This is a genomic window from Staphylococcus simiae, assembly GCF_017357005.1.
Lineage (GTDB): Bacteria > Bacillota > Bacilli > Staphylococcales > Staphylococcaceae > Staphylococcus > Staphylococcus simiae_A.
The window spans coordinates 1,634,215-1,660,645 of the sequence record NZ_CP071589.1 but is presented as its reverse complement, the minus strand read 5'-3'; the positions used below and the strand labels follow the sequence as shown (position 1 = coordinate 1,660,645).

29 protein-coding genes are annotated in these 26,431 nt (G+C 31.3%); all 29 read left to right on the top strand.

All coding sequences use genetic code 11. The annotated features are described in order from the left end of the window. Positions 1-116: 116 nt before the first annotated feature. The 29 genes from J3R86_RS07415 to J3R86_RS07270 all read left to right on the top strand — a co-directional run bounded on the left by J3R86_RS07415 (position 117) and on the right by J3R86_RS07270 (position 26,411). Complete coding sequence (locus tag J3R86_RS07415; RefSeq protein ID WP_207516779.1) at positions 117-545, top strand: terminase small subunit; 429 nt, start codon at positions 117-119, stop codon at positions 543-545. After that, positions 532-1,806, top strand: a complete 1,275-nt coding sequence (locus J3R86_RS07410) for a PBSX family phage terminase large subunit (protein ID WP_207516778.1) — start codon at positions 532-534, stop codon at positions 1,804-1,806. The genes J3R86_RS07415 and J3R86_RS07410 overlap by 14 nt, the downstream gene beginning before the upstream one ends. Positions 1,807-1,820: 14 nt before the next feature. Further along, entirely contained in the window at positions 1,821-3,209 is a 1,389-nt protein-coding gene (locus J3R86_RS07405) for a phage portal protein (RefSeq protein WP_207516775.1), read from the top strand. After that, entirely contained in the window at positions 3,202-4,563 is a 1,362-nt protein-coding gene (locus J3R86_RS07400; protein ID WP_207516774.1) for a minor capsid protein, read from the top strand. The genes J3R86_RS07405 and J3R86_RS07400 overlap by 8 nt, the downstream gene beginning before the upstream one ends. Further along, positions 4,553-4,771, top strand: a complete 219-nt coding sequence (locus tag J3R86_RS07395; RefSeq protein ID WP_207516773.1) for a hypothetical protein — start codon at positions 4,553-4,555, stop codon at positions 4,769-4,771. Before J3R86_RS07400 ends, J3R86_RS07395 begins: the two co-directional genes overlap by 11 nt. Before the next feature lie 133 nt (positions 4,772-4,904). Continuing rightward, positions 4,905-5,498, top strand: a complete 594-nt coding sequence (locus J3R86_RS07390; RefSeq protein ID WP_207516772.1) for a DUF4355 domain-containing protein — start codon at positions 4,905-4,907, stop codon at positions 5,496-5,498. Positions 5,499-5,518: 20 nt separating this feature from the next. Then, positions 5,519-6,412 carry a capsid protein gene (locus J3R86_RS07385; protein ID WP_207516771.1) on the top strand — a complete coding sequence of 298 codons (894 nt, stop codon included), beginning with the start codon at positions 5,519-5,521 and terminating at the stop codon, positions 6,410-6,412. A gap of 80 nt (positions 6,413-6,492) precedes the next feature. Further along, positions 6,493-7,023: a hypothetical protein gene (locus J3R86_RS07380; RefSeq protein WP_207516770.1), complete on the top strand. Its 531-nt coding sequence runs from the start codon at positions 6,493-6,495 to the stop codon at positions 7,021-7,023. Next, a complete protein-coding gene (locus J3R86_RS07375; protein ID WP_207516768.1) occupies positions 7,023-7,349 on the top strand; it encodes a phage head-tail connector protein in 327 nt (108 codons plus the stop codon). Before J3R86_RS07380 ends, J3R86_RS07375 begins: the two co-directional genes overlap by 1 nt. Further along, the gene (locus tag J3R86_RS07370; RefSeq protein WP_207516766.1) at positions 7,349-7,672 is read left to right on the top strand and encodes a hypothetical protein; all 324 of its coding nucleotides are present in this window, start codon (positions 7,349-7,351) and stop codon (positions 7,670-7,672) included. Before J3R86_RS07375 ends, J3R86_RS07370 begins: the two co-directional genes overlap by 1 nt. Further along, on the top strand, positions 7,653-8,003 hold the full coding sequence (locus J3R86_RS07365; protein ID WP_207516765.1) for an HK97-gp10 family putative phage morphogenesis protein: 351 nt from the start codon (positions 7,653-7,655) through the stop codon (positions 8,001-8,003). Before J3R86_RS07370 ends, J3R86_RS07365 begins: the two co-directional genes overlap by 20 nt. Before the next feature lie 12 nt (positions 8,004-8,015). Further along, a complete protein-coding gene (locus J3R86_RS07360) occupies positions 8,016-8,405 on the top strand; it encodes a hypothetical protein (protein WP_207516763.1) in 390 nt (129 codons plus the stop codon). 15 nt (positions 8,406-8,420) lie between these two features. Continuing rightward, entirely contained in the window at positions 8,421-9,011 is a 591-nt protein-coding gene (locus J3R86_RS07355) for a phage major tail protein, TP901-1 family (RefSeq protein ID WP_002476002.1), read from the top strand. 61 nt (positions 9,012-9,072) lie between these two features. After that, the gene (locus tag J3R86_RS07350; protein ID WP_207516762.1) at positions 9,073-9,417 is read left to right on the top strand and encodes a tail assembly chaperone; all 345 of its coding nucleotides are present in this window, start codon (positions 9,073-9,075) and stop codon (positions 9,415-9,417) included. 59 nt (positions 9,418-9,476) lie between these two features. Next, on the top strand, positions 9,477-9,830 hold the full coding sequence (locus J3R86_RS07345) for a hypothetical protein (RefSeq protein WP_207516761.1): 354 nt from the start codon (positions 9,477-9,479) through the stop codon (positions 9,828-9,830). A gap of 12 nt (positions 9,831-9,842) precedes the next feature. Next, positions 9,843-12,824, top strand: a complete 2,982-nt coding sequence (locus J3R86_RS07340; protein WP_207516760.1) for a phage tail protein — start codon at positions 9,843-9,845, stop codon at positions 12,822-12,824. A 14-nt stretch (positions 12,825-12,838) separates the two neighbouring features. Further along, positions 12,839-13,774, top strand: coding sequence for a phage tail domain-containing protein (locus J3R86_RS07335; RefSeq protein WP_207516758.1), 936 nt, complete (start codon positions 12,839-12,841; stop codon positions 13,772-13,774). 8 nt (positions 13,775-13,782) lie between these two features. After that, positions 13,783-15,168 (top strand): tail tube TT1 domain-containing protein, encoded by a 1,386-nt coding sequence (locus J3R86_RS07330; RefSeq protein ID WP_207516757.1) that lies wholly within the window; start codon positions 13,783-13,785, stop codon positions 15,166-15,168. Between the two features lie 4 nt (positions 15,169-15,172). Next, positions 15,173-15,865, top strand: coding sequence for a hypothetical protein (locus J3R86_RS07325; protein ID WP_207516755.1), 693 nt, complete (start codon positions 15,173-15,175; stop codon positions 15,863-15,865). An 11-nt stretch (positions 15,866-15,876) separates the two neighbouring features. Continuing rightward, entirely contained in the window at positions 15,877-16,890 is a 1,014-nt protein-coding gene (locus J3R86_RS07320; RefSeq protein WP_207516754.1) for an SGNH/GDSL hydrolase family protein, read from the top strand. A 16-nt stretch (positions 16,891-16,906) separates the two neighbouring features. Further along, on the top strand, positions 16,907-18,184 hold the full coding sequence (locus tag J3R86_RS07315) for a phage baseplate upper protein (RefSeq protein ID WP_207516753.1): 1,278 nt from the start codon (positions 16,907-16,909) through the stop codon (positions 18,182-18,184). A 12-nt stretch (positions 18,185-18,196) separates the two neighbouring features. After that, positions 18,197-18,592, top strand: coding sequence for a phage holin family protein (locus J3R86_RS07310; RefSeq protein ID WP_207516751.1), 396 nt, complete (start codon positions 18,197-18,199; stop codon positions 18,590-18,592). Between the two features lie 50 nt (positions 18,593-18,642). Next, positions 18,643-19,566 (top strand): peptidoglycan recognition protein family protein, encoded by a 924-nt coding sequence (locus J3R86_RS07305; protein WP_207516750.1) that lies wholly within the window; start codon positions 18,643-18,645, stop codon positions 19,564-19,566. Positions 19,567-20,018: 452 nt separating this feature from the next. Next, the gene (locus J3R86_RS07300) at positions 20,019-20,213 is read left to right on the top strand and encodes an XRE family transcriptional regulator (protein ID WP_207516749.1); all 195 of its coding nucleotides are present in this window, start codon (positions 20,019-20,021) and stop codon (positions 20,211-20,213) included. 197 nt (positions 20,214-20,410) lie between these two features. Next, positions 20,411-21,532 (top strand): Fic family protein, encoded by a 1,122-nt coding sequence (locus J3R86_RS07295; RefSeq protein ID WP_002463912.1) that lies wholly within the window; start codon positions 20,411-20,413, stop codon positions 21,530-21,532. Positions 21,533-22,091: 559 nt separating this feature from the next. Then, complete coding sequence (gene istA, locus J3R86_RS07285; RefSeq protein ID WP_207516747.1) at positions 22,092-23,378, top strand: IS21 family transposase; 1,287 nt, start codon at positions 22,092-22,094, stop codon at positions 23,376-23,378. Further along, positions 23,371-24,135 (top strand): IS21-like element helper ATPase IstB, encoded by a 765-nt coding sequence (gene istB, locus J3R86_RS07280; protein WP_207516745.1) that lies wholly within the window; start codon positions 23,371-23,373, stop codon positions 24,133-24,135. Before istA ends, istB begins: the two co-directional genes overlap by 8 nt. Before the next feature lie 136 nt (positions 24,136-24,271). Next, a complete protein-coding gene (ltrA, locus tag J3R86_RS07275) occupies positions 24,272-25,558 on the top strand; it encodes a group II intron reverse transcriptase/maturase (RefSeq protein ID WP_207518527.1) in 1,287 nt (428 codons plus the stop codon). A 451-nt stretch (positions 25,559-26,009) separates the two neighbouring features. After that, positions 26,010-26,411 (top strand): transcriptional regulator, SarA/Rot family, encoded by a 402-nt coding sequence (locus J3R86_RS07270; protein ID WP_207516743.1) that lies wholly within the window; start codon positions 26,010-26,012, stop codon positions 26,409-26,411. Positions 26,412-26,431: the final 20 nt, after the last annotated feature.

Below are 26,431 nucleotides of genomic sequence, written 5' to 3'. Positions count from 1 at the left end.
TATATCTCCTAGCGATGTCCTCTAATATTGCTTTTACTCCCTAGTACCTACCTGTGTTAAATCATGGGTAGGTTTATTTTTATGATGCATTTAGCGTGAGAGTGGTGATATATGAAATGAAATTGAGTTTAAAGCAACAGAAATTTGCTGATGAATATATTAAGAGTGGTAATGTGTCGCAAGCTGCTATTATTGCAGGATATAGTAAAGCATATAGCCGTACACATGCTTATAAGTTGATAGAAAAAGCTAGCGTCAAAGCGTATGTAGCTAAACGCTTAGAAGAATTAAAAAAAGAAAGTATCGCACAACAAGATGAGATATTGCAATATTTAACTTCGGTGATGCGCGGTGAAACCACAGAGCAAACGTTATGTGGTACAGGTGAAGGTACCCAAAAATTAATTACAATTGAAGTTAGCGCAAAAGATAGAATTAAAGCAGCAGAATTATTAGGAAAACGACACGTCATGTGGACTGATAAACAAGAAATCACACAAAGAAATATTGAAATAACTATCGGTGAATATAATGACGACGATTAAATTGAATATTACTAAGCCCCATAAAGTCTTTAATAAAAATATTTATGACATACTCTATGATTATCATCATTTTACTGAAGTTCATTATGGTGGTGGTTCAAGTGGTAAATCACACGGTGTTGTTCAAAAAGTCGTTATCAAAGCACTCAGAAATTGGCAATATCCTCGTAAAATACTTTGGTTACGTAAAGTTCAAGCAACGATTAGCGAAAGTTTATTTGAAGATGTTAGAAGTTGTTTAATGAGTTTTAAAATATGGGAAATGTGCAGATGGAATAAAACAGATAATAAAGTTGAATTACCTAATGGCGCTATTTTTATATTTAAAGGCTTAGATAATCCTGAAAAAATTAAGTCAATCAAAGGTATATCAGATATTGTCATGGAAGAGGCTTCTGAATTTACATTAGATGATTATACACAACTCACATTACGTTTAAGAGAACGTAAACATAAAGATAAACAAATATACTTAATGTTTAACCCTGTTTCAAAATTGAATTGGGTTTATTCGTATTTCTTTGCATCACAAACGCCACTTAAAAATACACTTATCAGACAATCAAGTTATAAAGATAATAAATTTTTAGATGACAAGACGAAATTCAATTTAGAAGAATTAGCAAATAGAAACCCAGCATATTATAAAATTTATGCATTAGGTGAATTTGCGACACTAGATAAACTAGTATTTCCTAAATATGACATAAGAATATTAAACAAAGATGAATTAAGACAAATCCCGTCATACTTCGGATTAGATTTCGGATATATTAATGATCCGAGTGCTTTTATTCATGTAAAAGTTGATTTAGCAAATAAAGTCATTTACATACTAGAAGAATTTGTCAAAAGAGGTATGTTAAATAACGATATTGCTCAAATGATTAAAAATATGGGATATCACAAAGAAATTATTACTGCAGATAGTGCAGAGCAAAAAAGTATTGCAGAAATTAGAACACATGGCGTTGATAGAATCAGAGCAGCAATCAAAGGTAAAGACAGCATCATGGCAGGTATCCAGTTTCTGAAACAATTTGACATTGTGATTGATGAACGATGCTTTAAGACGATTGAAGAATTCGATAATTACACATGGCAAAAAGATAAGAACACTGGTGAGTATATCAATAAGCCAGTTGATACATATAACCACTGTATTGATGCATTACGTTATGCCATAACAAAATTAATCTTTAAAAATAAAGAATTTTATAATAATCATAATAATTTAAAAGCGATACGTGGTTTATTTTAGTAGGAAGTGAACAAATGACAATATACAACCAAGATAACAACAACACAAAGTTCTCAAAGAATGCTAATGACGATTTCAATATTGTACAACTAGATGAATTGTTTAAAGCTAATAACTTACAATACTTAGTTAAGAAGCATCAAGATACACAGGTACCTCGATTAGAGATGTTAGAGGCATATTATTTAAACAGGAATACAGATATATTAACAGCTGAAAGAAGAGTCAATGATACGACGAATAAAGCTGACCATAGAGCAGTTCATAATTATGCTAAATATGTATCACGCTTTATTGTTGGTTACCTAACAGGTAATCCAATTACGATTATTCATAAAGATGAGAAGACTAATGAAGAAATTATTAAAGTGAATGATATCAATGATGTGGATGCTATTAATAGTGATTTAGCTTTAGATTTATCGATTTATGGTAGAGCATTTGAAATTGTTTATAGAGATGAACAAGATATTGATAGATTTAAGGTATTAGATCCTAAAAATACATTTATTATTTATGATTATTCCCTAGATAAAAATGTATTAGCTGGTGTTAGATATTACACTATTACAGCTGATAATAATGACAAAGTTAATATGGTAGAAGTGTATACGGCACAAAAAATCTATTACTTTAAAGAAGTAGATGGTGAATTAGTCATCAGTGAAGAAAAGTCACATTACTATAACGAAGTACCAATTATTGAATATCTCAATGATCGCTTTAAGCAAGGTGATTTTGAAAATGTTTTAACCCTGATTGATTTATACGATAGTGCACAATCAGATACAGCTAATTATATGACTGATATCAACGATGCAATGTTAGCTATAGTTGGTAATGTTGAATTAAATGGCGATGATGCAGTTAAATTTAGACAAGCCAATATGATTCATATTAAGCCAGGTGAAAGTTCTAATGGTACAGAAGCTTATAAGACAAGATTACAACGAGATATTCATAAATATACTAATACTCCTGATTTAAATGATGAAAACTTTAGTGGTGTTCAGTCTGGTGAATCAATGAAATATAAATTATTTGGTTTAGAACAGATTAGAGCAATTAAAGAACGCTTATTCAAAAAAGGATTGATGAAACGTTATAAATTACTGTTTAATAATATTAACCTTACAGGCGTTTATAAGCACGATTATTCAACGATAACGATTCAGTTTACACCTAACCTACCTAAATCTTTAATGGAGTCTATAGAGGCGTTTAATGCGCTAAATGGAGGTATCTCAGAACAAACGAGAATGACATTACTACCATTTATTGATAATCCAAATGAAGAGTTACAAAAAATGCAGGAAGAATCTAATAATGACCATTATGAAGATGCATTTAAATCACAACATGAACATGTAACTCAGGATGAAAAGAATGATATAAATGACTGAGACAAGTGAATATTGGTTAACACGCGCTCAAAATGTTATTGATGCAGAAGCACAAGAAGATGCTAAAGCAATGACAGATATTGAGCGTATTATTTTATTAATGTATGCAGAAATAGCTAGAGAAATACTTGCGTTTTATGCTAAATATGCTCAGTCTCAAGGTTTAGTGATGCAAGAAGCTATTAAAGTTGCTGATCAATTTGATGTTGTAGCCTTTCAACAACAAGCTAAGAAATTGGTTGAAACTAAAGACTTTAGTGATGAAGCGAATATAGCATTAAAAGCATATAACACGAAGATGAATATTTCGCGAGAGAAGTTACTTAAACAACAATTAGATTTGATTGTTAAGCGTTCAGGTATTGATATTGAACATAAGATTGAAGATAAACTAGTTGATGCAGTAGATAGAGAAGTAAAACGACAAGCAGGCATCTTAGGCGAACATGTCAAGATTGATGATACACATGTTAAAGCAGTCGTGAATAGTAACTTTAAAGGTGTTACATGGTCAAAGCGATTGTGGAAAGATATGGCACAAGTACAAAAAGAAGTAGAACGTATTACAAGTCATGTCGTGTTAAGAGGCAGGCATCCTAATGAATTTGTATCGACCTTTAAGAAGAAAACCAATGCAACAACCTTTAATGCAAAGAGATTATTAATCACTGAATCAGCAAGAGTGCAAGCAGAGGCTCAAAAGCTCACTTATCTTAAAGAATTAGGCGAAGATGCTAAATATAAATATGTAGCTAAAATAGATAGTAAGACATCTAAACTATGTCACAGTTTAAATGGTGAAGTATTTAAAGTTAAAGATATGATGCCAGGTGTTAATGCACCACCGATGCATCCATTTTGTCGCAGTACAACCGTTCCACATGTTGGTAATTGGCGCGACCAATTCTTTAAAGAGCGTAGAGGTAAGTATAAGCTAGAAGTTAATAGTGAAGAATTACAACAAAATGCTAAAAAAGAAATGCTAGAAATGATTAAAGATGGTAGAATAAAATTAGAATTAAACCATGAAAAACAAAATAGACATCAAAAAGGGCATGAACTGTTTGAGAGAAATAGGAAGTATGCAATGAAAAATGGTTCTAAATTACCAAGCTATACTACACTATCTAATGAAGAGTTAAATAATCTTATAAAAAAACATTCAACTAAAGGTGATTTGATTATTAACAAAGGGTCATTTAATCATAAAGAGATTATTAATTTCAATAAAATAATAGGTAAAACTTATATTAATGGGAAATATTACAAAACACCATATGGTAAAGTTCATTATTCAAAGACTGGTGTACATATTGTGCCACATTTAAAAAGGAATGATAATAATGAAAATTAAAGATGCTTATCGAAAAAACGTTGTTGTAACACTTAAAAATGATGAAAAATTTCAAGGATTTGTTTTAGATTATGAAAATCCATTTGAAAGTGAAACAGGAAATTATTCTATGGATGTTGAGACAGATGATGGAATCTTTTCTATTGATGAGTCTGTAATTAATAAAATTAAATTAATAAATAAGCATCCTTTCTACACAGATAAATAGAAAGTGGTGCTATTTTTATATGCTTTTTTAACCTTCCAATGTGAAGGTTATTTTTTATTGTCCAAAACATACTGATGACGTTATAAAAGCTGTAATGGAATAAGTCGACAGACTATAAACGGAGGTTGCTCTCATGGCAGAACAAGTTAATCACCAGTTTGATGATACTCAACACAATGAGTCATCTCACAATGCAGAAGTTAGTACTAACGACGACAAACAACAAATCACCGAAAAGACATTTACGCAAGAAGAAGTGACAAAATTGATTCAGGAGCGTGTTGCTCGTGAGCAACGTAAAACTGATGAGAAGATTAAAGATGCTATCGCTGAAGCACAGAAACTAGCGAAAATGAATAAAGATCAACAATTACAATATGAAAATGAGAAATTGCTCAAAGAATTAGAAACTTATAAAACAAAAGATGCTAAGAGCCAAATGAAACAAGAAGCACGTTCAATGCTCAATCAAACTGGTATTGAAGTTGTTGACGAAGATTTATTAGATATTTTAGTCACTGAGAATGCTGAACAAACAAAGAAAAATGTAGATATCTTTGCGAATTTGTTAAACAAAATGGTTCAAGCTAATGTTGAAAAGGCATTAAGACAAGAGACGCCAGTAAATTATCAACAATCTAGCCTATCAAAACAAGATATTATGGCGATTAAAGATGATGTTGAAAGACAGCAAGCCATTGCAAAGAACATTAATTTATTTAAATAATTTTTAGGAGGAATAAACTTATGGCTGAAATTACTAGTCAAGATTTAGGACAAGCTAAGTCTATTGATTTTGCGAATAGATTTGGTAATAACATTGTTAAGTTATTAGAAGTATTAGGTGTAACGAATAAGCTACCAATGAATGTTGGTTCAAACATTAAGATGTATAAATTTAGTGTTGAAGAAGCATCTACGACAACAGTTAATGAAGGAGAAGAAATTCCATTAACTAAAGTTAAACGTGAATTGGTTAATACGATTGAATTAACTTATACCAAATATCGTAAAGCGACAACGTTAGAAGCTATTCAAGCACACGGTTTTGATTTAGCAGTAAATAATACAGATAACGAACTGATTAGACATTATCAAAAGAAAATCAGAACAGATTTCGCATCAGCATTAAGTCAAGCTGCAGGAACTTCAATTGATACTACTAAAAGAGCATTATCAGCTAAAAACTTACAAGGTGCTTTAGCTAAAGGACGTGCTAAGTTAACTACTGTTATTGAAAGTGATATAACGCCAATTGCCTTTGTTAATCCAGATGATACTGCTGAACATATTACGAATGGATTGATTGTGTCTAATGGATCACTATTTGGCATGGGCTTATTAACAAATTATGTTGGGGTACGTGTCATTGAATTATCAGATGTACCAGCTGGCGAAGTATGGATGACTGCATCTGAAAACTTAAATATTGCTTATGCAAATCCAAATGGTGAAGTAGGTAAAGCATTTAATCTTGTGACAGATGAAACAGGCATGATTGGCGTATTACATGATATTCAAGCTAACCGTTTAACTGCTGAAACTGTACTAGCTGGAGCAATTCAAATCTTTGCTGAAAACATTGATGCAGTAGTCAAAATTAAGATTAAACAAGGCGACCAAAGTAATACACCCAGTTAAGCCTCAATTAGTTGAGGTATCACCATATTACAATGGAGTTACTTTATCCTTTAAATAAAGTTAATTGGGGGTTTTGATTAATGGTATCTAAGATTTTAAAAGTATATAAAGGTACAGAAGTGGTTGCAACAACTGAATTTCATGATGGAGACGAGCAATACTATCCCTATGGTTTATTAGAAGTTGATATTGATAATCTTCCAATTAATACAACAATTCCAGAAGGTACATATGAAGGAGTGCTTGAAATTAATGGTATTGAATCTGAAAGGGTAAAAGTACCAGAATTCACTACTCATTACGTTAAACCTAAATATATTAATTTGGTAGAAGAATCTAATGTCATAGAAATGGTAGTTGGTAAATACAGAGATATTATGTATGGGTTGGAACCAAGACACACTACAAGACCATGTAATGTTGTTGTAGCTGATCCTGATATAATTTCTATTGCAAGTTATGAAGGATATCCTTTTGGTATGGAATATCCTTTTGGTATGGATGCGCTTAAAATAGGTACTACTGAGATAACAATAACTCATGTTGATTTACCTGATCAGATAATTAAGTTAACAATCAATGTAATTGAAGAAGATCGAGGTAATAGCTAATGAATTTTTTAGATAATGTTAAAGCACGTATAGGCTTAACTGATGATAAACAAGATATTCAATTACAACATATCATTGATAATGTCAAAGCTGAATTGATGGCAATGTTGCCTGATGAGATTGAAGGCATCCCGCAAAAAATCGCATTTATTGTCGTTGAAGTAACCATTAAGCGTTATAACAGGGTAGGTGCAGAGGGTATGACATCTGAATCTCAAGATGGTAAATCAAACACTTATGAATCTAATGATTTTGATCAATATAAACCGTTGCTTAACAACTTATTTTATAAAGATCAACATAAAGGGAAAGTCGTGTTTTATTAATGAGATATCAAGATAGGATTGTTATTTTCAACTATAAGTCAACACGTTATGATCCAATTACTAAAAGCAGATTATCAATTAAAGAAAACGAAACAGAAATAACTTGCTACTATAACGAATTGAATGCTGAAGCAACACGTCTTGAATTTGGCGAAGTAGTGAGTAATGTAGCAATAGCAAGATTATCAACTCGAATAAGTTCCTCACCAACACACGCAACCATTCACGATAAATTATATAAAGTTCTTAAAATCAAACAGTATCATAATAGTACTTCATTATTTCTAAAAGAGGTTACCAATCATGAAAGTGACAGGAACTAAAGGGATAATAAATAAATTGAGACAAATGCATGATGATATCGATGACGATGTAGATTATATATTAAAAATGAATACGCATGAAGGTGTTGAAATAGCTGTAAAAAATGCTCAGACTGCTTTTAAAAAGGGTTATTGGACTGGAAATTTAGCACGTCAAATTGAAGTAAATAAAGTTGCACCCTTGCACTATGAAGTCGTTTCAAATGCGCATTATAGTGGTTATTTAGAATATGGGACACGATATATGGCTAAAGAGCCGTTCATGTTTCCAACGTACCAAGCTTTGAAAAATAGTGTACATGATGATTTAAACCGATTATTAAATGGATAAGGAGAGTTGTAAATGACATATACACCTAATCAACTATTATTTGATAAAGTGTTTCTTGAACTAAGTAAAATTGACGTCAGTGTCATAGATATTAAAGATTTAATGCAAGTGATTCCTTATCCTTTTATTATGTTGGATAAATTTAAGTTACAACGAACAGAACATACGTTAAATGCTTATCATGGTATTTCTACAGGTGCTATCCATTTATGGAATACTTATCAAGATGTTGGTCAACATGATCAATACATTGTACAAATTGATAATATATTATCGACGATAACACAACTTGAAGATTACCAAGTACGCCTTTTAGAACTCAATATTAATACGATAAATGATGATTCTACAGAACAAGCATTATTACACACAATTATTCAAGTTGAATATGAAATTTTATAGTTAGGAGGCTTCTACATGTATAAAAATAGTAAAGACAGACTTTATTTATTTAGAAAATGTGGCGATAAAACAGATGCGTCAAAATTAATGTTTATGACTGAATTTGAAAATGAATTAGAAAATGATTACGATACTGAAGAAACAATGGACGGTAGTTATACAAGTGATGGTACGATTGAAAATACACTATCAGCAACTGCTAAGGCAAATTATACTGATCCTCTATGTGATGAATTTGAAGATGCTGTCAGAGATAAAATTGCATATGAGGTATGGGAAGTAGAAAGTAAAGTGCCTGGTGACAAAGAAAATCGTGATAAATTTAAAGCGAAATATCATCAAGGACGCTTTAAGAAATTTAAACGTAAAGGTGAAGTTGGTTCCGTAGAAGAATATGAAGTTGAATTTGCAGTGCATGATAAATATCAACGTGGTTATGCAACAATTCCACAAGTTGTTGTAGATCAGTTAGCTAAAGTAGGTTATCGCTTCCATGATACGGTTAAATCTGATTTTGCAGACGATGGTTTAGCGACCATTCCACAACCTACAGCATCAACTTCAACAACTAGTGCTTCTAGTACAACTGCAGTTCCATCAGCATAATAGAATAAATTAATTCAAAAGTAGGCACATGTTGCCTGCTTTTTTTATAGGAGTGAAACGTATGATTACAATTAAAAATGGTAAACATGAATTAGAATTAAAATTTGGTTTAGGTGAATTAAATGCAATTGATAAAGAGTTAGGTTATGAAGTAAGAGAAATTAACTTAGGTGAAGGATTAGAGCAATTAATACCTAAATTACAAAGTGGGAACGTTCTAGCCATAGCGAAAATTATTAAAGCTACAACCAAAGGACAAACAGGAAGACCGAAAAATGAAGATGAATTAGAACACATTTTGGAGCATCTTGTTGCAGAATATGGTTCATTTAAAAAATTCGGTAAATTAGTTATTGAAGAATTGGGAAACAAACCTTTAACCCAAGACCTCGTCAAGAACAAGTAAAGCAAGCTGAAACCACGAATCACATCAAAATGACGTATGACCGTATCGTTTTGATTTGCATGACTGATCTAAATATCAAACGTTTAGATGATATCAATCAAATGACACTCACAGAGTTTAATTATCGTATGTATGCATTACATTTTGAATTATTAAGAAAAGAACATGATATGTATAAATTGGCTTTTGCGATTAGAGATGCAGCGTCAACTAAAAATGTTGGTACAGATAAAAAACCAAAAGAAGTATATCGCTTTAAATCAGTACAGGATATTTTAGATTATGAATATAATTATTATCGTTTATTACAAGGTAAAGATATCGTGTTTAGTGGTGATCAAATTGAAGATGATGAACAACAAAACGCTCTATTAGAAGTAATTGCTGATATTAATAAGCAAATTAGTCAATAGGAGGTGATACGAATGAGTTCAGAATATACAGTGAGTACGCAGCTGAAGGCCAATACCTCTAAATTTAAAAAAGACATAGAAGCAGCAATTAAAAAAATTGAGAAGTTTGACAAGATAGCCTCAAAAATTAAAGATGTCACTTTAAAACTTGATGACAAAGCACTAAATACAACATTAAAGCAAGCTGAAGCTTCATTAAAAAAGTTTGAAAAGCAAGTGCATATTGCGAATGTGGATATTGATATCAATCAAGTGAGTACAAAGATTGCTGAAATTGATGGTGAATTGGATCAAGTTGATGGCAAAAATGTATCAAGCTCAGTTAATGTCGCAGATGAACAAGCTAAGGCCAAGTTAGTAAAATTAAGGAAATCTTTAGATTTCATTGATATAGTTCGTGCCAATTCTGTTGTGGATATTAATGATTCATTATTTCATACTAAATTTAAAAAAGTTAAGACAGAAATTAAGCAGTTAGATCACCAAACTGTCAGTGTCACTGCTGATGCAAATGTAGATAAGGCAACATTTAAATTACACAAATATGAAACTTTGATGCATCATTTAAATAACAAAAAAATTAATAGTTATATGCAATTACATGATAAACTATTTCTGTTTAAAGTGGCTAAAGTAAAGAAAACGATTCGTCAATTACATGGTAAGGCGATAAAGACTAAACTGAGTGTACATACAGCTGGTGCTATTGCAAAACTTATCTTATTTAAAAAAGTATTGAAAAGTATTCCCAATAGATTTCGTATCAAAGCACAAAGTAATACTAAGGAAGCAATGACAGGATTAAAAGGTTTAGCAGCACAAGGATCTAAACTCATGCAACGTCTTAATGGCTTTTCTAATGGCTTTAAATCGTTAGGTGTTGTAGGTTCTAATGTCATTCGTGGCATTTTAATGTCATCGTTTTCAGCGTTAATACCTATTATTGCGAGTTTAATCCCAGTCATTGCTGCAGTCGGTAACTCACTCGCTGTTGTCGGTGGTGCTGCGTTAGGTGTTGCTGGTGCAGTTGGTATTGCAACATCAGGTATTGTATTATTTGGTTTAATGGCTAAAAGTGCTACTAAAATGTTAAATGATGGGTTAATTCAAGCATCTAGTGCAACAAATGCCTATAACAGTAGTTTGAATACATTGAAGGCAACATGGCAAGGTATTGTACAGCAAAATTCTGATGCAATATTTACTGCAATGGCCAATGGTATGCAAGGTGTAACAAGTGCGCTTAATGCATTGAAACCGTTTATCAGCGAAGTGACCAATTTAATATCCAAAAATGCACAAAAGTTTAACGACTGGGTTAATCATTCGACAACTGCACGTAATGCTTTCAATGCACTAAATACAGACGGTGTGACAGTATTTGGTAATATGCTGAGTGCAGTAGGTAAATTTGGCTCAGGATTTGTGAGTATCTTAACGCAATTTAGCCCTCTATTTGTTTATATATCTGAACAATTAGTGAATTTAGGAACTAAGTTTGAAGAATGGTCAAATAAAGTATCTACACAACAAGGTATCAGTAACTTTATAAATTATATCAAAGAAAATTTACCAACAATTGTAAAAATATTCTCGGATGTTTTTATGGGTATTATTAATTTATTTAAAATTTTCGGTAGTAACTCATCAGGATTACTACAAACATTAGCAACGATGGCCAATGGTTTTAAAACATGGTCGGAGTCTATAGGACAATCAGATGGATTCAATAAATTTATGTCATATATTAGTGAAAATGCCCCTAAAATAGCAACATTAATTGGTAATATTATTGATGCCGTCATGAATTTTGCGATTGCTATGGCACCTATTGCGTCAGTGGTATTAGATGTCTTAATTGCTATTACAGGCTTTGTTGCTAAATTATTTGAAGCGCATCCAATAGTTGCCCAAATTATTGGAGTTATTTTAATGTTAAGTAGTGTGTTTTCGGCTTTAGCACCTATTTTTGCGGCAATTGTGCCATTTATAATTAGTTTAATTACTAATTTGATGTCATTGATAAATATCTTTAACATTATTACAACAGTCATTCGAATTGTACAAACTGTGTTGACAATTTTAGGAGTTATTTTTGGGACAATAAGTGCACCGGTATTAATTATTATCGGTGTTATTGCTGCGCTTGTTGCAATTTTTATATATTTATGGAACACCAACGAAGGCTTTAGGAATGCAGTTATTGCGATTTGGAATGCAATCGTTTCAACAGCAGTCGCATTATTTAATGGATTAATGACATTTTTAGGCAATATTTGGAATGCGATTGTAAATGTGGCCCAAACGGTATGGGGCTTTATTAAAGGTACGATTATTGACAATATCGTTGCTGGTTATAATAAAGTGGTATCAACGGCACAAAATATTTGGTCTACCATTTCATCTAAATTTAGAGAAATTGTGTCAACAGTAAAAGAGAAAATGCTCGCTGTTTATAATGGTATTAAAGAAAAAATATCTAGTGCATTAGATGCAGTAAAGAATTTTGTTAATCGTTTTAAAGAAGCTGGTAAAGATTTAATTATGGGTTTAATAGATGGTGTTGTAAATTTTGGTAAAAAATTAATAGAAAAAGTCAAAGGTGTTGTGGGTGGAGCAATTAAGGCAGCCAAAAGATTGTTAGGAATTAAATCTCCTTCTAGAGTATTTAAGCAATTTGGTAAATATGTCATGCAAGGGTTATACATTGGTATCGATAAAAATAGTGGCAATGCCATTGATAGTGTTGTTTCTGTGGCTAAAAGAATGACTGATGTTTTCAATCCAACGTTAGAAGCACCAACAATTAGTAATATTGGTAGCAATATAGAAGATATGACTGCTAGTATTAATAGTCAAATCCAACACACACATACAATTGAACAAAGTCCTAATGTAAAAACAGTACGTGTTGAAATGGCCATTGATAATGACGCGATTACAAGTATTGTTAACGATGTTAATGCAACTAACCATTCAATATTTGAATTTTAAGGGGGCGATAAAATTTGGATTTAGAAATCATTAAGCAGGATAATCAGTCATTTCGTTTATCTGATTATCAAATTATTGTCTCTGATATTAAAGTAGAAGGTATAGAAATGAAAGACAATTATCATGATTTTGAAGGGATTCATGGTAGACAACTCATTAGTAGTGTTTATCATAAACGTAAAATCGTGGTACCTGTCTTTTTTATTGCTGAAAATTATGTAGATTATGCAATGCAACGGGATTTTATTTTTGAAATCATTCAAGATAATCAACCATTTTATATTCGTGAGCTTAGAAAATTTAATAAATATAGCTATAGTTTTAAAGATACTATTAAAGACGATTATCAAGCTATTCGTGATAATGGTGACCCGCTTTACGATAATGAACAAAATGTTTATGTGAATGGTAATCAGTATTATGTTAAATTGGTCAACGTCTTAAATCCTAGTCAAAAAAATAATAAATGTAATATCGTATTCGAGTTTGAGACGGTAGAACTTCCTTTTGCTCAATCAACTGGTACTAGCATGCAACTACATCACAACGAAGTTAATAATCTATGGGGGACTGAGTTAGATCTTGATTTCGATGATGCTAGTAAACGTACGTATGTATTTAATCATGTTAGTAGTGGCAAGATTTACTATCATGGTTCAGTTGCTAATGATCAATTTAATATGTATAAAAAGGTGACAATCGTTATTGGACAGCCAACATCAAAATTTAAATGGTCTTTAAGCGCGAATAAGGTAATGACGATTAAAAATGTCCAATTAAAGCCAGGTGATGTGATTGTATATCGTGATTTATCAATTACCCGTAACGGTATATCTATTGTCGATAAATCTAATGTAGAGTTACCTATATTTATACCAGGATTTAACCATTTTTCTTTTAATCAAACTGTTAAACGTGTCGAATTTGACATGCGTTTTTATAAAAAGTAGGTGTCAAAATGATTAAAGTCATCAATTATGAAGGTAAAGCCTTTATCTTGCCAGTATCAACGACTTTAACTGAAAAACTAAATAGTGATAGTGAATTAAGATTTGAATTTTATGCGACAGATCAATTAAAAGATGTTGCTCAATCTATAGCAGCTAAATGGATTGTTACACATGTAGGTGGTGCTACAGATGAACATCAATATGTTGTGACTATTGTACAAAGAGATTCAAATGCTGCGACTACTAAAGTAAGTGTTGTAGCAAAAGCTAAACAACTAGATGATTTAAAATCAGAAATAATATATAACAATATATCTGGAAGTTTAACAGGACGTGAGTATTTTAGTGCTATATTTAAACATAGTCGTTATCAATATGCATTAGAAACAAAGGTACATGCACAGAAATGGCAAAATGCTGGAGAAGGAACAACTGTACTAGAAAATTTCAAAAATGGCTTAGATAGGTATCATTTAGAATTTAAATACAATCCAAGTAATAAGACATTTTATTTATTTGATCGTGTAGAACATTATGCAGATTACTTTATAAAAAATGGCACAAACGCATTGAATTTTAAATTAGAAGAAGATGGCAATAATTTTTATACTTATATTAAAGGTTTTGCAGATTTTCCTGATAATTCAAAACTAAAAGATGCTAACATCAAGCTTGAGTATGAACATCCTTTAGCCAATATGATTGGAAGGTATAGTGCACCTCCAATTAAAGACGGTAGAATTAAAGATAAACATGTATTGTTAAACAAAATGAAAAATGTAGTTGATCAATCATTGAAACAATCTTTAGCGATAGATTTTACGTTAATGCAACAGCACTTTAAACACGCAGTTGCACAAGTAGGTGATGTTGTACCAGTCAAAGACACCTCAATGAATATCTTTGAAAAAATCAGAATTATCGAAGTGAAAACGGTTCGTGATGAACAAAATACGATTGTTAAGCAAGATATTACATTAGGCAACTACAAGAAAAAAGATCGATATCGCGCACAAATAAATAGTACGATTAGTAAAACGAATGAATTGTACAATGATAAAAGAAGTAACCAAAATAGTGCATCAGATAATAAGACAATTAATAATAATGTCACAGCAGCAACAAAAGCATTAACGTTTGATAGTAATGGGATTCAAAGTGTCAATCATTTAAATCATGTATTTTTTACACAAAATGGTATTGAAATTAGTCATGATGGTGGTATAAACAAGCAAGTTGCAATTAGTGGTAGTGGTATTAATACTGCTGTTATAGCATTAGCAACACAAAATCAAGATGGATTAATGTCAAAAGACGATAAAACAAAATTAGATAATTTAAGTGGTGTAGGCTCAAGTGGACTTGGGTCTATTTTTTATAAGGAAGTGACGTAAGTAAATGACTGAAATTACTAAGGCTAGAACGTTAACTTACGATGGTGAAGAAGTTTATGCTAGATCACACATTGATGTTGTTGATGGTTTAGATAAATCAATGTTATTAACTGAAGAGCAAAAACAGAAATTACAAAATTTTAATACAGATTCAATGGATGTTGCAACGCAATCTAAAAATGGATTGATGTCTGCACTGGATAAAGCGAAGTTGGATGGCTTAAGGCAATTTGATCCAGAAACACTTACAAATGCGACAACTCAAAAAGCAGGATTAATGTCAGCAGAAGATAAGCAACGGCTTGATGAATTAAAAACCAATTCCAATGCCTATGATAAAGGTGTACTCAATACAAGCACATCAGAAACTGTTATTGCAGCTAATATCGATAAGTGGCCTAATGCTAATCAAATTGTAAATTTGAGTATAAGAGTAAGTGAATGTCGTAATGGTATTGTACTCGTATGGCGATCAGATACCGAAGATAATAACTACCATTATCAGTATATCCCTAAGTATCATGTGACTGCTCATAGTCCAGCTAAAATTGTGCATCTCATTCCGACAAATTCAACGAACGAATTTTGTACAAAAACAGTCTTTGTCAAAGATAATATAGTTACTGGTACTGATGACAATCAAAATAGAACAACTAAAGCAAATAAAGTGAGATTACAAGAAATTTTAGAATATTAGGAGGTTTGAATATGAAGACAAAACTTTCACCAGTATTTAAAGAATTTAAAAAAGAAGTAGAAGATAATTTTGATGAGTTATTCAACCTCAAATCAAAATATGGAGAATCCATTGTAAAACAAGTGATTGCTGGTATTGATGATAGATATGACGAAATTAAAAAAGAAGTACGAGCTATTGTAATGCCAGAAGAATCACCATTAAGTATTACAGATGAATTTATTAAAGCTAAAACGGATATTAATGGTGTGAAACACGATACATTCAATGAGCGTATGATGAGTGATTTGTCACAAATTAAAGAAGAACAACAACGTCAAAGTACTTTACAACATACATTAGTTACACATAATGGCACGCTCGTTTACGACTATGCAAAAGTGTCTAACACATTACAAAATATTAAAAGTATTGTTTGTATTGGTGATTCAGTAACTAGAGGTAAAAATGCTACCAAAAATTACGGGCAATATTTAGCTGAAAAATTAAATGCTAATGTGACTAATTTAGCCGTTGGTGGTGCTACATTTTCAACAGTAAGTAGTAATAATATCTTTAACCAAGCAACTAGTATTAAAAATGCTGATTTGGTTATTATTCAAGGTACTGATGACGATTGGCTATGGGAAAGTGGTGTTCCAATTGGTACTGATAAAATGGATATTAAAACCTATATTGGTGCATTTTATCAAATGGTTAATTTAATACGAGCGCAAAATAAGGATGTCAAAATTATCAGTCTGACTGCAACAAGACAGTTACCTGTCAATGGCAAAATAATCAGAAGAAAAGATACTGATAAAAATGGTCTTAACTATACGTTAGAAGATTATGTCAACGCTCATATTTTAGCCTGTACAGAACTCGACATACCTATTTTTGATGCATATCATTCTAATTATATTGATGTATATAATCCAGCATTTAGAAAATTTAATATGCAAGATGGGTTACATCCAAATGAAAATATACATGAAATTATCATGTACGAGTTATTGAAAAATTATTACTATTTTTATGGGTAGAAAGGATTGACATAATATGGCAAATCAAGATTTATTTTTTGATATCACAAAACTTGGTACTGAACAAGAGCAACAACAGTATATTGTAAGTCGAGTTGGAGATGGTGGTTTAAAAGCTATTACAATCACTGTTTATTCTAATGGAAGACCATACAATCTAACTGGATTAACTCCAGTATTTGAAGGAGTGAAACCAGATGGCGAACGTATTATTGACACGAATGGGGGTTTAGTACTTGATGCACGTAATGGTGTATTTAGATATATTCTTCCACAACAAACGAGTACGGCTGAAGGTGAATATCAACAAGCATTTTTCAAATTAAAACGCGGTGAACAAACTGATTCAACGCTAGAAATTAAAATAAAAGTTTTGAAAAATAAAGTAGAGTTTGGAATTAATTCCGAAAGTTATTTTACTGAATATCAAAATGAATTAAATAGATTGAGAACAACAGTAAATCAAGGTATTGATGATTTAACAAAGCTTGCAGAACAAACAGATAGAAAAATAAATGGTCAAGTTGAATCAGCGAAAGCACTAGATATACAAGTTAAAGCATTACAATCATCTATTGATAGTAATCAATTAGTTACCAAAGCAGAATTGACAAATCAGATAACGCAGTTGACTGATCAAGTTGTATCATTCTCTAATGCATTAGAAAATACAAAGTCAGATGTAAATTTAAATGTTAGTAAAATTTTAAATACAAAAGCAGATAGTGGTGTTGTTGATGGTACATTAAACCATCCAATTAATATTACAAAGTCTGGTAATTATTATTTTGATTCAACTACACAAGGTTTACCAGTACGTAATGGTAATAATACAACAGGTATTATTCAAGCTATTATGCAAGATGAAAATAATGGGATTTTGACAATTCTAGGTTCTGGTTTATCAATTGAAAAATATCGTGGTCAGTTGTATCAACGTTGGAGATCAACACAACCTATTTTATTATGGCGTGGCTCAGCTGGTAGAGATACTAATATAGAATTGAAAGATAGCTTTCATAATTATGGCCAATTGATTTTTAATATTACGTTCTATAGTAATCATTATGCGACACAGTTCGTTACTATTCCTGAAAATGGCGTCACTTTATATTTTAATAATGCAGGTTTAAGAGAACAGAATGGCAATATGAAGAATGGGTTTTTAGATGAAATTTCAATCTTATTCAAAGATGAACGCCATTTAAAAGTATTAAAAACATTAGTTACGATTGACAACGATGTAGCTAAGAATTCAAATGCTACAGTAACAGCTGTCTATGGTATCTATTAAAGGATGATGATAATGGATAGTGTTAAAAATTTTGATGTTGAAGTGAATGATTTTATGAGTTTAATTTATTCAGGTAATTATGTGTTTATAGATTTACTGTTACTAATGATTTTTATAGATATTATCACTGGTATTTTAAAAGCATTCTCAGAGGGTAAATTATGGAGTCACAAAGCAATTAGTGGTTATATTAAAAAAATAGCTTATTTATGTATCATATTAGTTGCTAATGCTTTAGACATCATATTTAGACTAGATGGTTTTTTAGTGAATAGCTCTGTTATTTTCTTAATTATCGCAGAAGCAACAAGTATTGTAGAAAATGCTGTGATTTTAGGTGTACCAATCCCAGAACAATTGAAAAAGAGATTAATTATTTCTGAAAAATTGAATGATGACGACAAGTAAACGACGATATCAGTCGTATTTTTTATACACATTTTTAAGGAGTGATTTATATGGCTAAAACTTATTTAGATGAATGGAATGGTGTACCAGTTTACACACAATTTATCCCGTATGGAACAAGACGCACAGGGCAACAATTAGATACAGGTAAACCAATTTTTGCTGTTTATCACGACACAGGTAATCCCAATAGTACAGCTCAACAAAATGCTGATTATTATTATAATACGTATAATGAAGATTGGAATACAACGTCGTCAGCACATTTCTTTGTTGATGATAAAGAGTGTATTATCACGGTGCCAATTGATGAAAAGGCATGGCATGTATTATATAATACACCGACGGATAATTATTATTTTGGTGATGATGCAAACGATGCTGCGTTTGGAGGAGAATTATGTTATTTTCCAGGAGACCATGAACGCTCATTAAAGGCGTTGGACAACTTTGCACGTATCAATGCTGTGTTGTTTGATTCGTGGGACATTGATCACTGGCATAAAGCACCAGGTCATCAAGATATTCAAGATGATAAACAAGATCCTGGAAATGCATTGTCGGCGTGTGGATATGATAGAGATGCAGTAAATGTGATTGATGAATTAGTACAAAAATATATTGATGGTACGGATGACAGTATTGAAACTAAGGAAGTTGTTAATCAACAATCTGAAGATGAAGACGTTGTTGAAAAGAAACCAGTAGGGTGTAAACGTGTAAAAGTATGGTCAGAAGAACCATATTATAGAGGTACAATAAAGTATGACGCATCCTTACGAGAACGCGCTGGTAGTAGTTTCGATAATTACAGTTTCGCAAGAGAAAAAGATGTACTTGAAGCGGGTGCTATTGTTTATATTTATGAAGAAATTGAAGACCCACAAGGCAATATTTGGTGTCGAACATATTCACCAAGTAATAACGGTTGGGTACACAAATATACCATTGAAGTAGAAGAAGAGTATAAATAATTATGGAAGGGTAGTCCTAGCGACTGCCCTATTTTTGTGAATTAAGATATAAGTAAATGTACTTTAAACGATTGATTATAAAATGATTATATAAAAAATATATATAATTATATTGATTAAAGGTCAAATGTCCTGTATAATAAATAGTGTAGTCAGGAGGTGATACCATGGACAGGCTAGAAAGGGAAGAAAAAAAGACAAATATTGCAAAAGCCAAAAGCGAGATATTCCGAAATTACTGCTTAGGCTTTGCAACACTTGTCTCAATAATCAAAATGTTTAGTTAGAGGGGGGTTACCCCTCCCTCATATTATATTACGAGGTGATCAATATGACAAATCAAACTAAGATAAAAGTGAAAATCTTTTTAAATTATCTTATTGGTATATTAGCTTTAGCATTTGCTATATATTTAATATTAAAATAAAAAATTAATCTGTCCATGGTTATTTATGTTAATAAGAACTGTAAAAAAACTAATAAATTCTAATTTATCAGCTTATGAAATAGGTAAAAAAACTGGTGTAGATTCAGCAAGTATAAGAAGAATAAGAAGAGGCGAACGAACTGTAGAAAAATTAAGTTTTGATACTGCCGAAAAGCTCTACAATTATCAAAAGGAAATGGAAGCAGAGGACAAATATTAATACTAAATATTAGGACAGTCAAAAATGGCTGTCTTTTTCGTGAATTCATTGACTGATAATATATCAAAATATTTACATTCTATTTTAAAAATCGAAATATGTTTCTTACATTATTTTGATTTCAATAAGAAAGAAATTATTGTTTTATTTTCTTAAATTGCTATAATTATTAATATTAAGAAAATGGAGGTAATAAAATGACGTTAAAAGGTATCGAAAAACTTCCAGTAAGTGTTTCTAATAGTGTTGCATTAAAAATATATATTAAAGTATCTGAAATTAATATGAAGTTAGGCAAAATGAATAGTGAGCTATCACACGCAATAGTCAATGATAACTTTATAAATATAATGAGTATGAGAGAGTCATTAGAATCAACTAAAATTGAGGGAACTCAAGTTACATTTGATGAGTTATTAGAAGAAAAAATGGAGAAAAGACAAAGTAACGAAGTTAAAGAAGTACTTAACTATATGGATGCATTAACCTATGGGTATGATCAAATCAAAAATAAAAATATGCCAATTTCCTCAAATCTAATAAAAAAGTTACATGCTATATTATTAGAAGGAACGAGAGGTAAAGAGAAAGATCCAGGCAATTTTAGAAAAATACAGAATTTTATAGGTCCTGATAATAAAATTGAAAATGCGACTTATATACCAATTGAAGCCAATCAAATTGATGACTATATGACCAACTTAGAGTACTTTATGAATGGTTTAGAACATAATAGTTTAGTAGTAAATACTAACGATACGTGCTTTAATTTTGATGCTGACCCATTAATAAGAACAGCTATCACACACGCCCAATTTGAGTCTATTCATCCTTTTCTTGATGGAAATGGTAGGTTAGGGAGAATTTTAATTATTTTAATGTTAGTAAATACAGGTGTCATAGATAAACCAGTATTCTTTGTTAGTGAAGAATTGGAAAAAGAAAAAGCTAGATACTATGATTTACTAAATGGTGTGAGATCTAAAAATAGTGATTGGGAAGGTTGGATAATGTTTTTCCTTAATGCAAGTGAAAGAATGATTAACAGTATATTAAAAAAAATTGAAAAATCCGAAAAACTATATACTAATGGCGTAAAACGATTAAAAGCCAAATCAGAAATAAGTCTATGGTTCTTAATGTTTCAAGAGCCAAAAATAACAGTTAAAAGAGCATCAGAAATAACATCTTACTCTCAACCAACCGTAAGAAGAGCATTAAAAAAATTGGCTGAATTAGATTTGATTTATGAAGAGAAGAGTAAGAAGCGTAACAGAAGTTATAATAATTATGAATTGTTAAGAATTATTAATGATTAAATTTGCAACCGTACCTTAGTTGGTGCGGTTATTTTTGTGCGCCCGGCATGGGTAATTACTAGACGGTGAAAGTCCGTTACAGGCTTGGTAGTAGGAACTGTTAGCGAAAGACAAGGGTGTCCATTGTGAAATGGAATCTGAAGGAAGTCGGACGCAAACACTCGCACTGACGAACAGAAATATCATACAAGGCTATGTGGAATGGATGAATCTGCAATACAAGATAAAGTCCGATACTACCCGAGTTCTATATAGTAAATGATGCAGTGGAATGAGTGGAAAGTGGTTACTCTTACCCGGGGAGGTCTCATCAGCGATAAAAAAAAAATCGTAGTAATAACGAATGATGAGAAGTCAGCAGAGGTCATAGTAGGTAGAAATACTGAAGGACTGAACAATATTCATACAAAGTAAAGAATGGAGGTTAGAGATTTACAACGTACAGAATACAATTAATGATTGGCAACTTGGAAATGATAATTTAATAATGTACACTTTTGACTGTTTAAGTATGTACAATCTGTAAAATTTAGAGATAATTTTATTGAGGTGAATAACAATGAAATTATCTTTAGATATAAATACAGATTATGAAGTTACAACTCTTTCAGATTTACCAAAATTAAAAATTGTTATGGAGAGCTTAAACATGAAAATTAATAAAAGTGAAATCGCAAGACAAATGAATGTAGATCGAAGAACAATAGATAAATATTTAAATGGCTTTAAACCTTCGGTTAATCGAAAAAAACAATCTAAAATTGATCCCTATTATGATTTAATAAAAGAATTGTTGTCTGAAGAATGTGAACAGAAATTCTTTTATAAACGCGTGTTATGGCAATACCTTAAAGATAATCATGGTCTAAATTGTGCGTATTCCACATTTAGAACATATATAAGAAAACATGATTTATTCAATAATTATTTTAAAAAAGGACGACAAAAGTCAACGCCTGTTGGAACAACTAGATTTGAAACAAAACCAGGTTGCCAAGCTCAATTTGATTGGAAGGAAGATATAAGATTTAAAACGAAGGATCATCAAGAGGTATCTTTAAATATTGGTGTTTTACTCCTGTCATATTCACGCTTCAAAATTATGCAAGTTACGATGAGTAAATCATTAGATGTATTACTTAATTTAATGGTTCAAGCTTTTGAATCTATTGAAGGTGTTCCAGAGGAACTTGTTACAGATAATATGAAAACAGTGATGAGTCAACCTAGGACTGAAACGTTTAGTGGACAAGTTAATCCTAAATTCAAACAATTCGCTGATGATTTTAATTTTAAAGTGAAGCCGTGTATAGCTGGTCGTCCTAGAACGAAAGGTAAAGTTGAATCCATTATGAAAATATTAGATGAAATTCATGCCTATCAAGGACAATTATACTTACATGAAATTCCACAATTTATTGACGAATTAAATGATCGTTTGAATTACTCAGTGCATAATGGGACAGGAAAAATACCAATTATTGAAGTAAAAAAAGAAAAGAGCTTCTTACAGCCATTACCCAATGTCCATGTAAGAAACTCATATAAAGTAGAACATAAATATTTGAAAGTCAATCGTTCGAATATGATTACATATCGCTCCAATCAGTACTCAGTTCCTGCTGAATACTATGGAAAAACGGTTGAAGTTCAAGTTTATGATCAACGTTTGTTTGTTTATTATAACACCAAATTAATCGTTGAGCATCCTATTACCCATCATAAATTAAATTATCAGCAACAACACTATTTAGAAACGCTAGCTGTCTCCTATGGAGACCATGATGATATTAATCAGCTGGCCTTAGATAATTTAAAAACGATAGGAGAGATGTATGATGAATAATATTACTAACTACCAACGTTTAAAAGATAATCTGTCATATCTAAAAATGAATCAAATGATTACTCATTTAGATGAAGTGATAGATTTTAGTATCACTAACGATTTATCATTTATTGATACTTTAATTAAATTGAGTGATTATGAAATCGCAGTTAAAGAAAAGAATATGATTGAATCAATGGTTAAGGTAGCAGCATTCCCTTTTAAAAAGGAACTGTGCGACTTTGACTTTTCATTCCAACCTAACGTCAATAAACAAGAAATCGTAGATTTTACTCATTTACGATTTATAGAAAACCATCAGAATATTGTCTTTTTAGGTCCAAGTGGTGTAGGTAAAACCCATTTAGCTACATCAATTGGTATGTCAGCAGCGAAAAAAAGAGTAAGTACGTATTTCATTAAATGTCATGATTTAATACAAAATTTGAAAAAATCTCAATTAGAGAATCGGTTAGAAAATAGACTCAAGCACTATAGTAAATATAAATTACTAATTATTGATGAAATAGGCTATTTACCTATTGATAGTGAAGATGCCAAACTCTTTTTCCAACTGATTGATTTAAGATATGAGAAGAAAAGTACCATTTTTACTACAAATATTAATTTCAATTTATGGAATGAAATATTTGAAGACCCTAAAATAGCTAATGCCATTTTAGATCGCATATTACATCACTCAAATGTCATAAAAATAACTGGGAAGTCTTATCGGTTAAAAGACCATTTTGTGAAAGTTGAAAAGACAGAATGACATTTTTGTACATTCTTAAACAATCATTTTTGTACATTCTTTTATTGACATTTACAGGCAACTCATAGAAAGATAAGTAGTGGAACGAAAAAGGATATATGAGTGCGTACAGTAAATCTTAGGTGAAATGAAAGAAATGTATCGTGAGTCTCCATCTATGATGGAGCTTGTTGTAAGAGAGAATAATATACAAAAAGCAATTAAGAAAGTGAAGAAAAACAACGGTGCACCTGGCATCGATGGCATGCGAGTAAGTGAATTAACATCACATTTCGCAAAATACTTTCCACAAATTAAACAAAAACTGCTTGATGGCACGTATAAGCCACAAGCAGTAAGAAAGGTTGAAATACCTAAATCAAATGGGAAAAAGCGCGTGCTTGGAATCCCTGTCGCAAGAGACAGAGTTATCCAACAAGCCATTAAACAAGTCATTGAACCTAGTATCGACCGTACTTTCTCAAAACACAGTCATGGCTTTAGACCGAATCGTAGTACAGGAACTGCACTTAAAGAATGTGCAACATACTATGAAGAAGGTTACTTAGTTGCAGTTGATTGTGATTTAAAACAGTGCTTTGATATGTTGAACCATGATAAATTAATGTATCTATTTGAACGACATGTTCAAGATAAAGCCATTTCTAAATTTATTCGTAGAAGCCTACAGGTTGGTGCAATCGACCTCAATGGTAATTATCGAAGTAGAGAAATAGGTGCACCGCAAGGTGGTGTTATTTCCCCGTTACTTTGTAATATTTATCTTCACGAATTAGATAATGAATTGGAGAAACGTGGTCATCGCTTTGTTCGTTATGCAGATGACTTCGTCATCTTTGTACGTACAAAACGAGCGGGTCAACGTGTCATGGAAAGTGTGACAAAGTTTATCGAAAAAGACCTTAAACTTATTGTAAATAGTGAAAAGAGCAAGGTAGGTTCTATCACACGTTTAAAGTTCTTGAGTTGTCTAATGACCAAAGTAAATGGCACTTATCGTTTCAGACCGACTATGGAAGCAAGAAGAAATTTAAAACGCACCTTAAGACGTCTAACGAAACGAAATAGACCAGGTACCTTTAAAGAGATTATATCAGAAATTAATCAAGTAACACGAGGGTGGATAAATTACTTTGGTAAAGGATTTATTACAGGTTTTGTAACGAAGTTACAATCATGGTTAAACCGACGCATTAGACAACTAATCCTCAAAAGATGGAAAAGAATAAAAACCAAATATAAGATGTTACGTAAGTATGGACTTGACCATAAGAGTGCAATGAAAATTGCCAATTCAAGAAAGAAATACTGGCGCTTATCATCAACGCATGAAGTTCATCGTGCACTTACAACAAAACGTCTCTACAAGTTGGGGTTAGAACCATTAACCCAACTCGCAGAGACGGCTTACGCAAGATATTGAACCGCCGAGTACGGAACCGTACGCTCGGTGGTGTGAGAGGACGGATAATCAAATAATGGTTATCCTCCTACTCGATTTGGTCATAAAATCTTTAAAAATGATAATAATATGAATTAATAATTAATTTAGCTTTATTCTTGAAAAATTCACAGTAGAATTGTTGCAATTTAATGGTTAAATTGATATATTTTCTTTGTGAAAAAAATATAAAATTAATATGTAATAGGGTGATATGTTTTTTTGTACTATTAACATAATTATTATGATTAACTCTATTCATAATTGATTTTTATTGTTATTTAATTTCATTCAATATCTGCGATGTATTATTTAGAATTTAATATTTATTGTTACTTTGGGAAGAGCAAGTTATTACATAGTTATGTTTGAAATGGGAATTCACTGCATAAATTGTGTGAAGATCGTTATTAATGATAGGGAGATGTTAAAAATGAAAAATCTTGATAGTGATAAAGTCTCTGGTATTTTAAAACTTGAAACTTTGTTGACGGATATCAACTCTATTTTTGATGAAATAGAAAAGGAATATCATATGACAAAAGAAGAAGTTTTGATTTTATTAACACTATGGCAAAAAGGTTCAATGACACTTAAAGAAATGGACCAATTTGTAGAAGTAAAACCTTATAAACGTACAAGAACATACAATAATCTTGTAGATTTAGAATGGATTTACAAAGAAAGACCAGTTGATGATGAAAGAACTGTAATTATTCATTTTAATGAAAAAGTGTTAGATAAAAAAGAAACATTGTTATCATTTATTGGAGAAGCTATTGCAAATAAAGCTAATGTTTTTGAAAATAGTATGAAATCTATTTTAGCAGTATAGCAAACTAAAGCCACCAACAT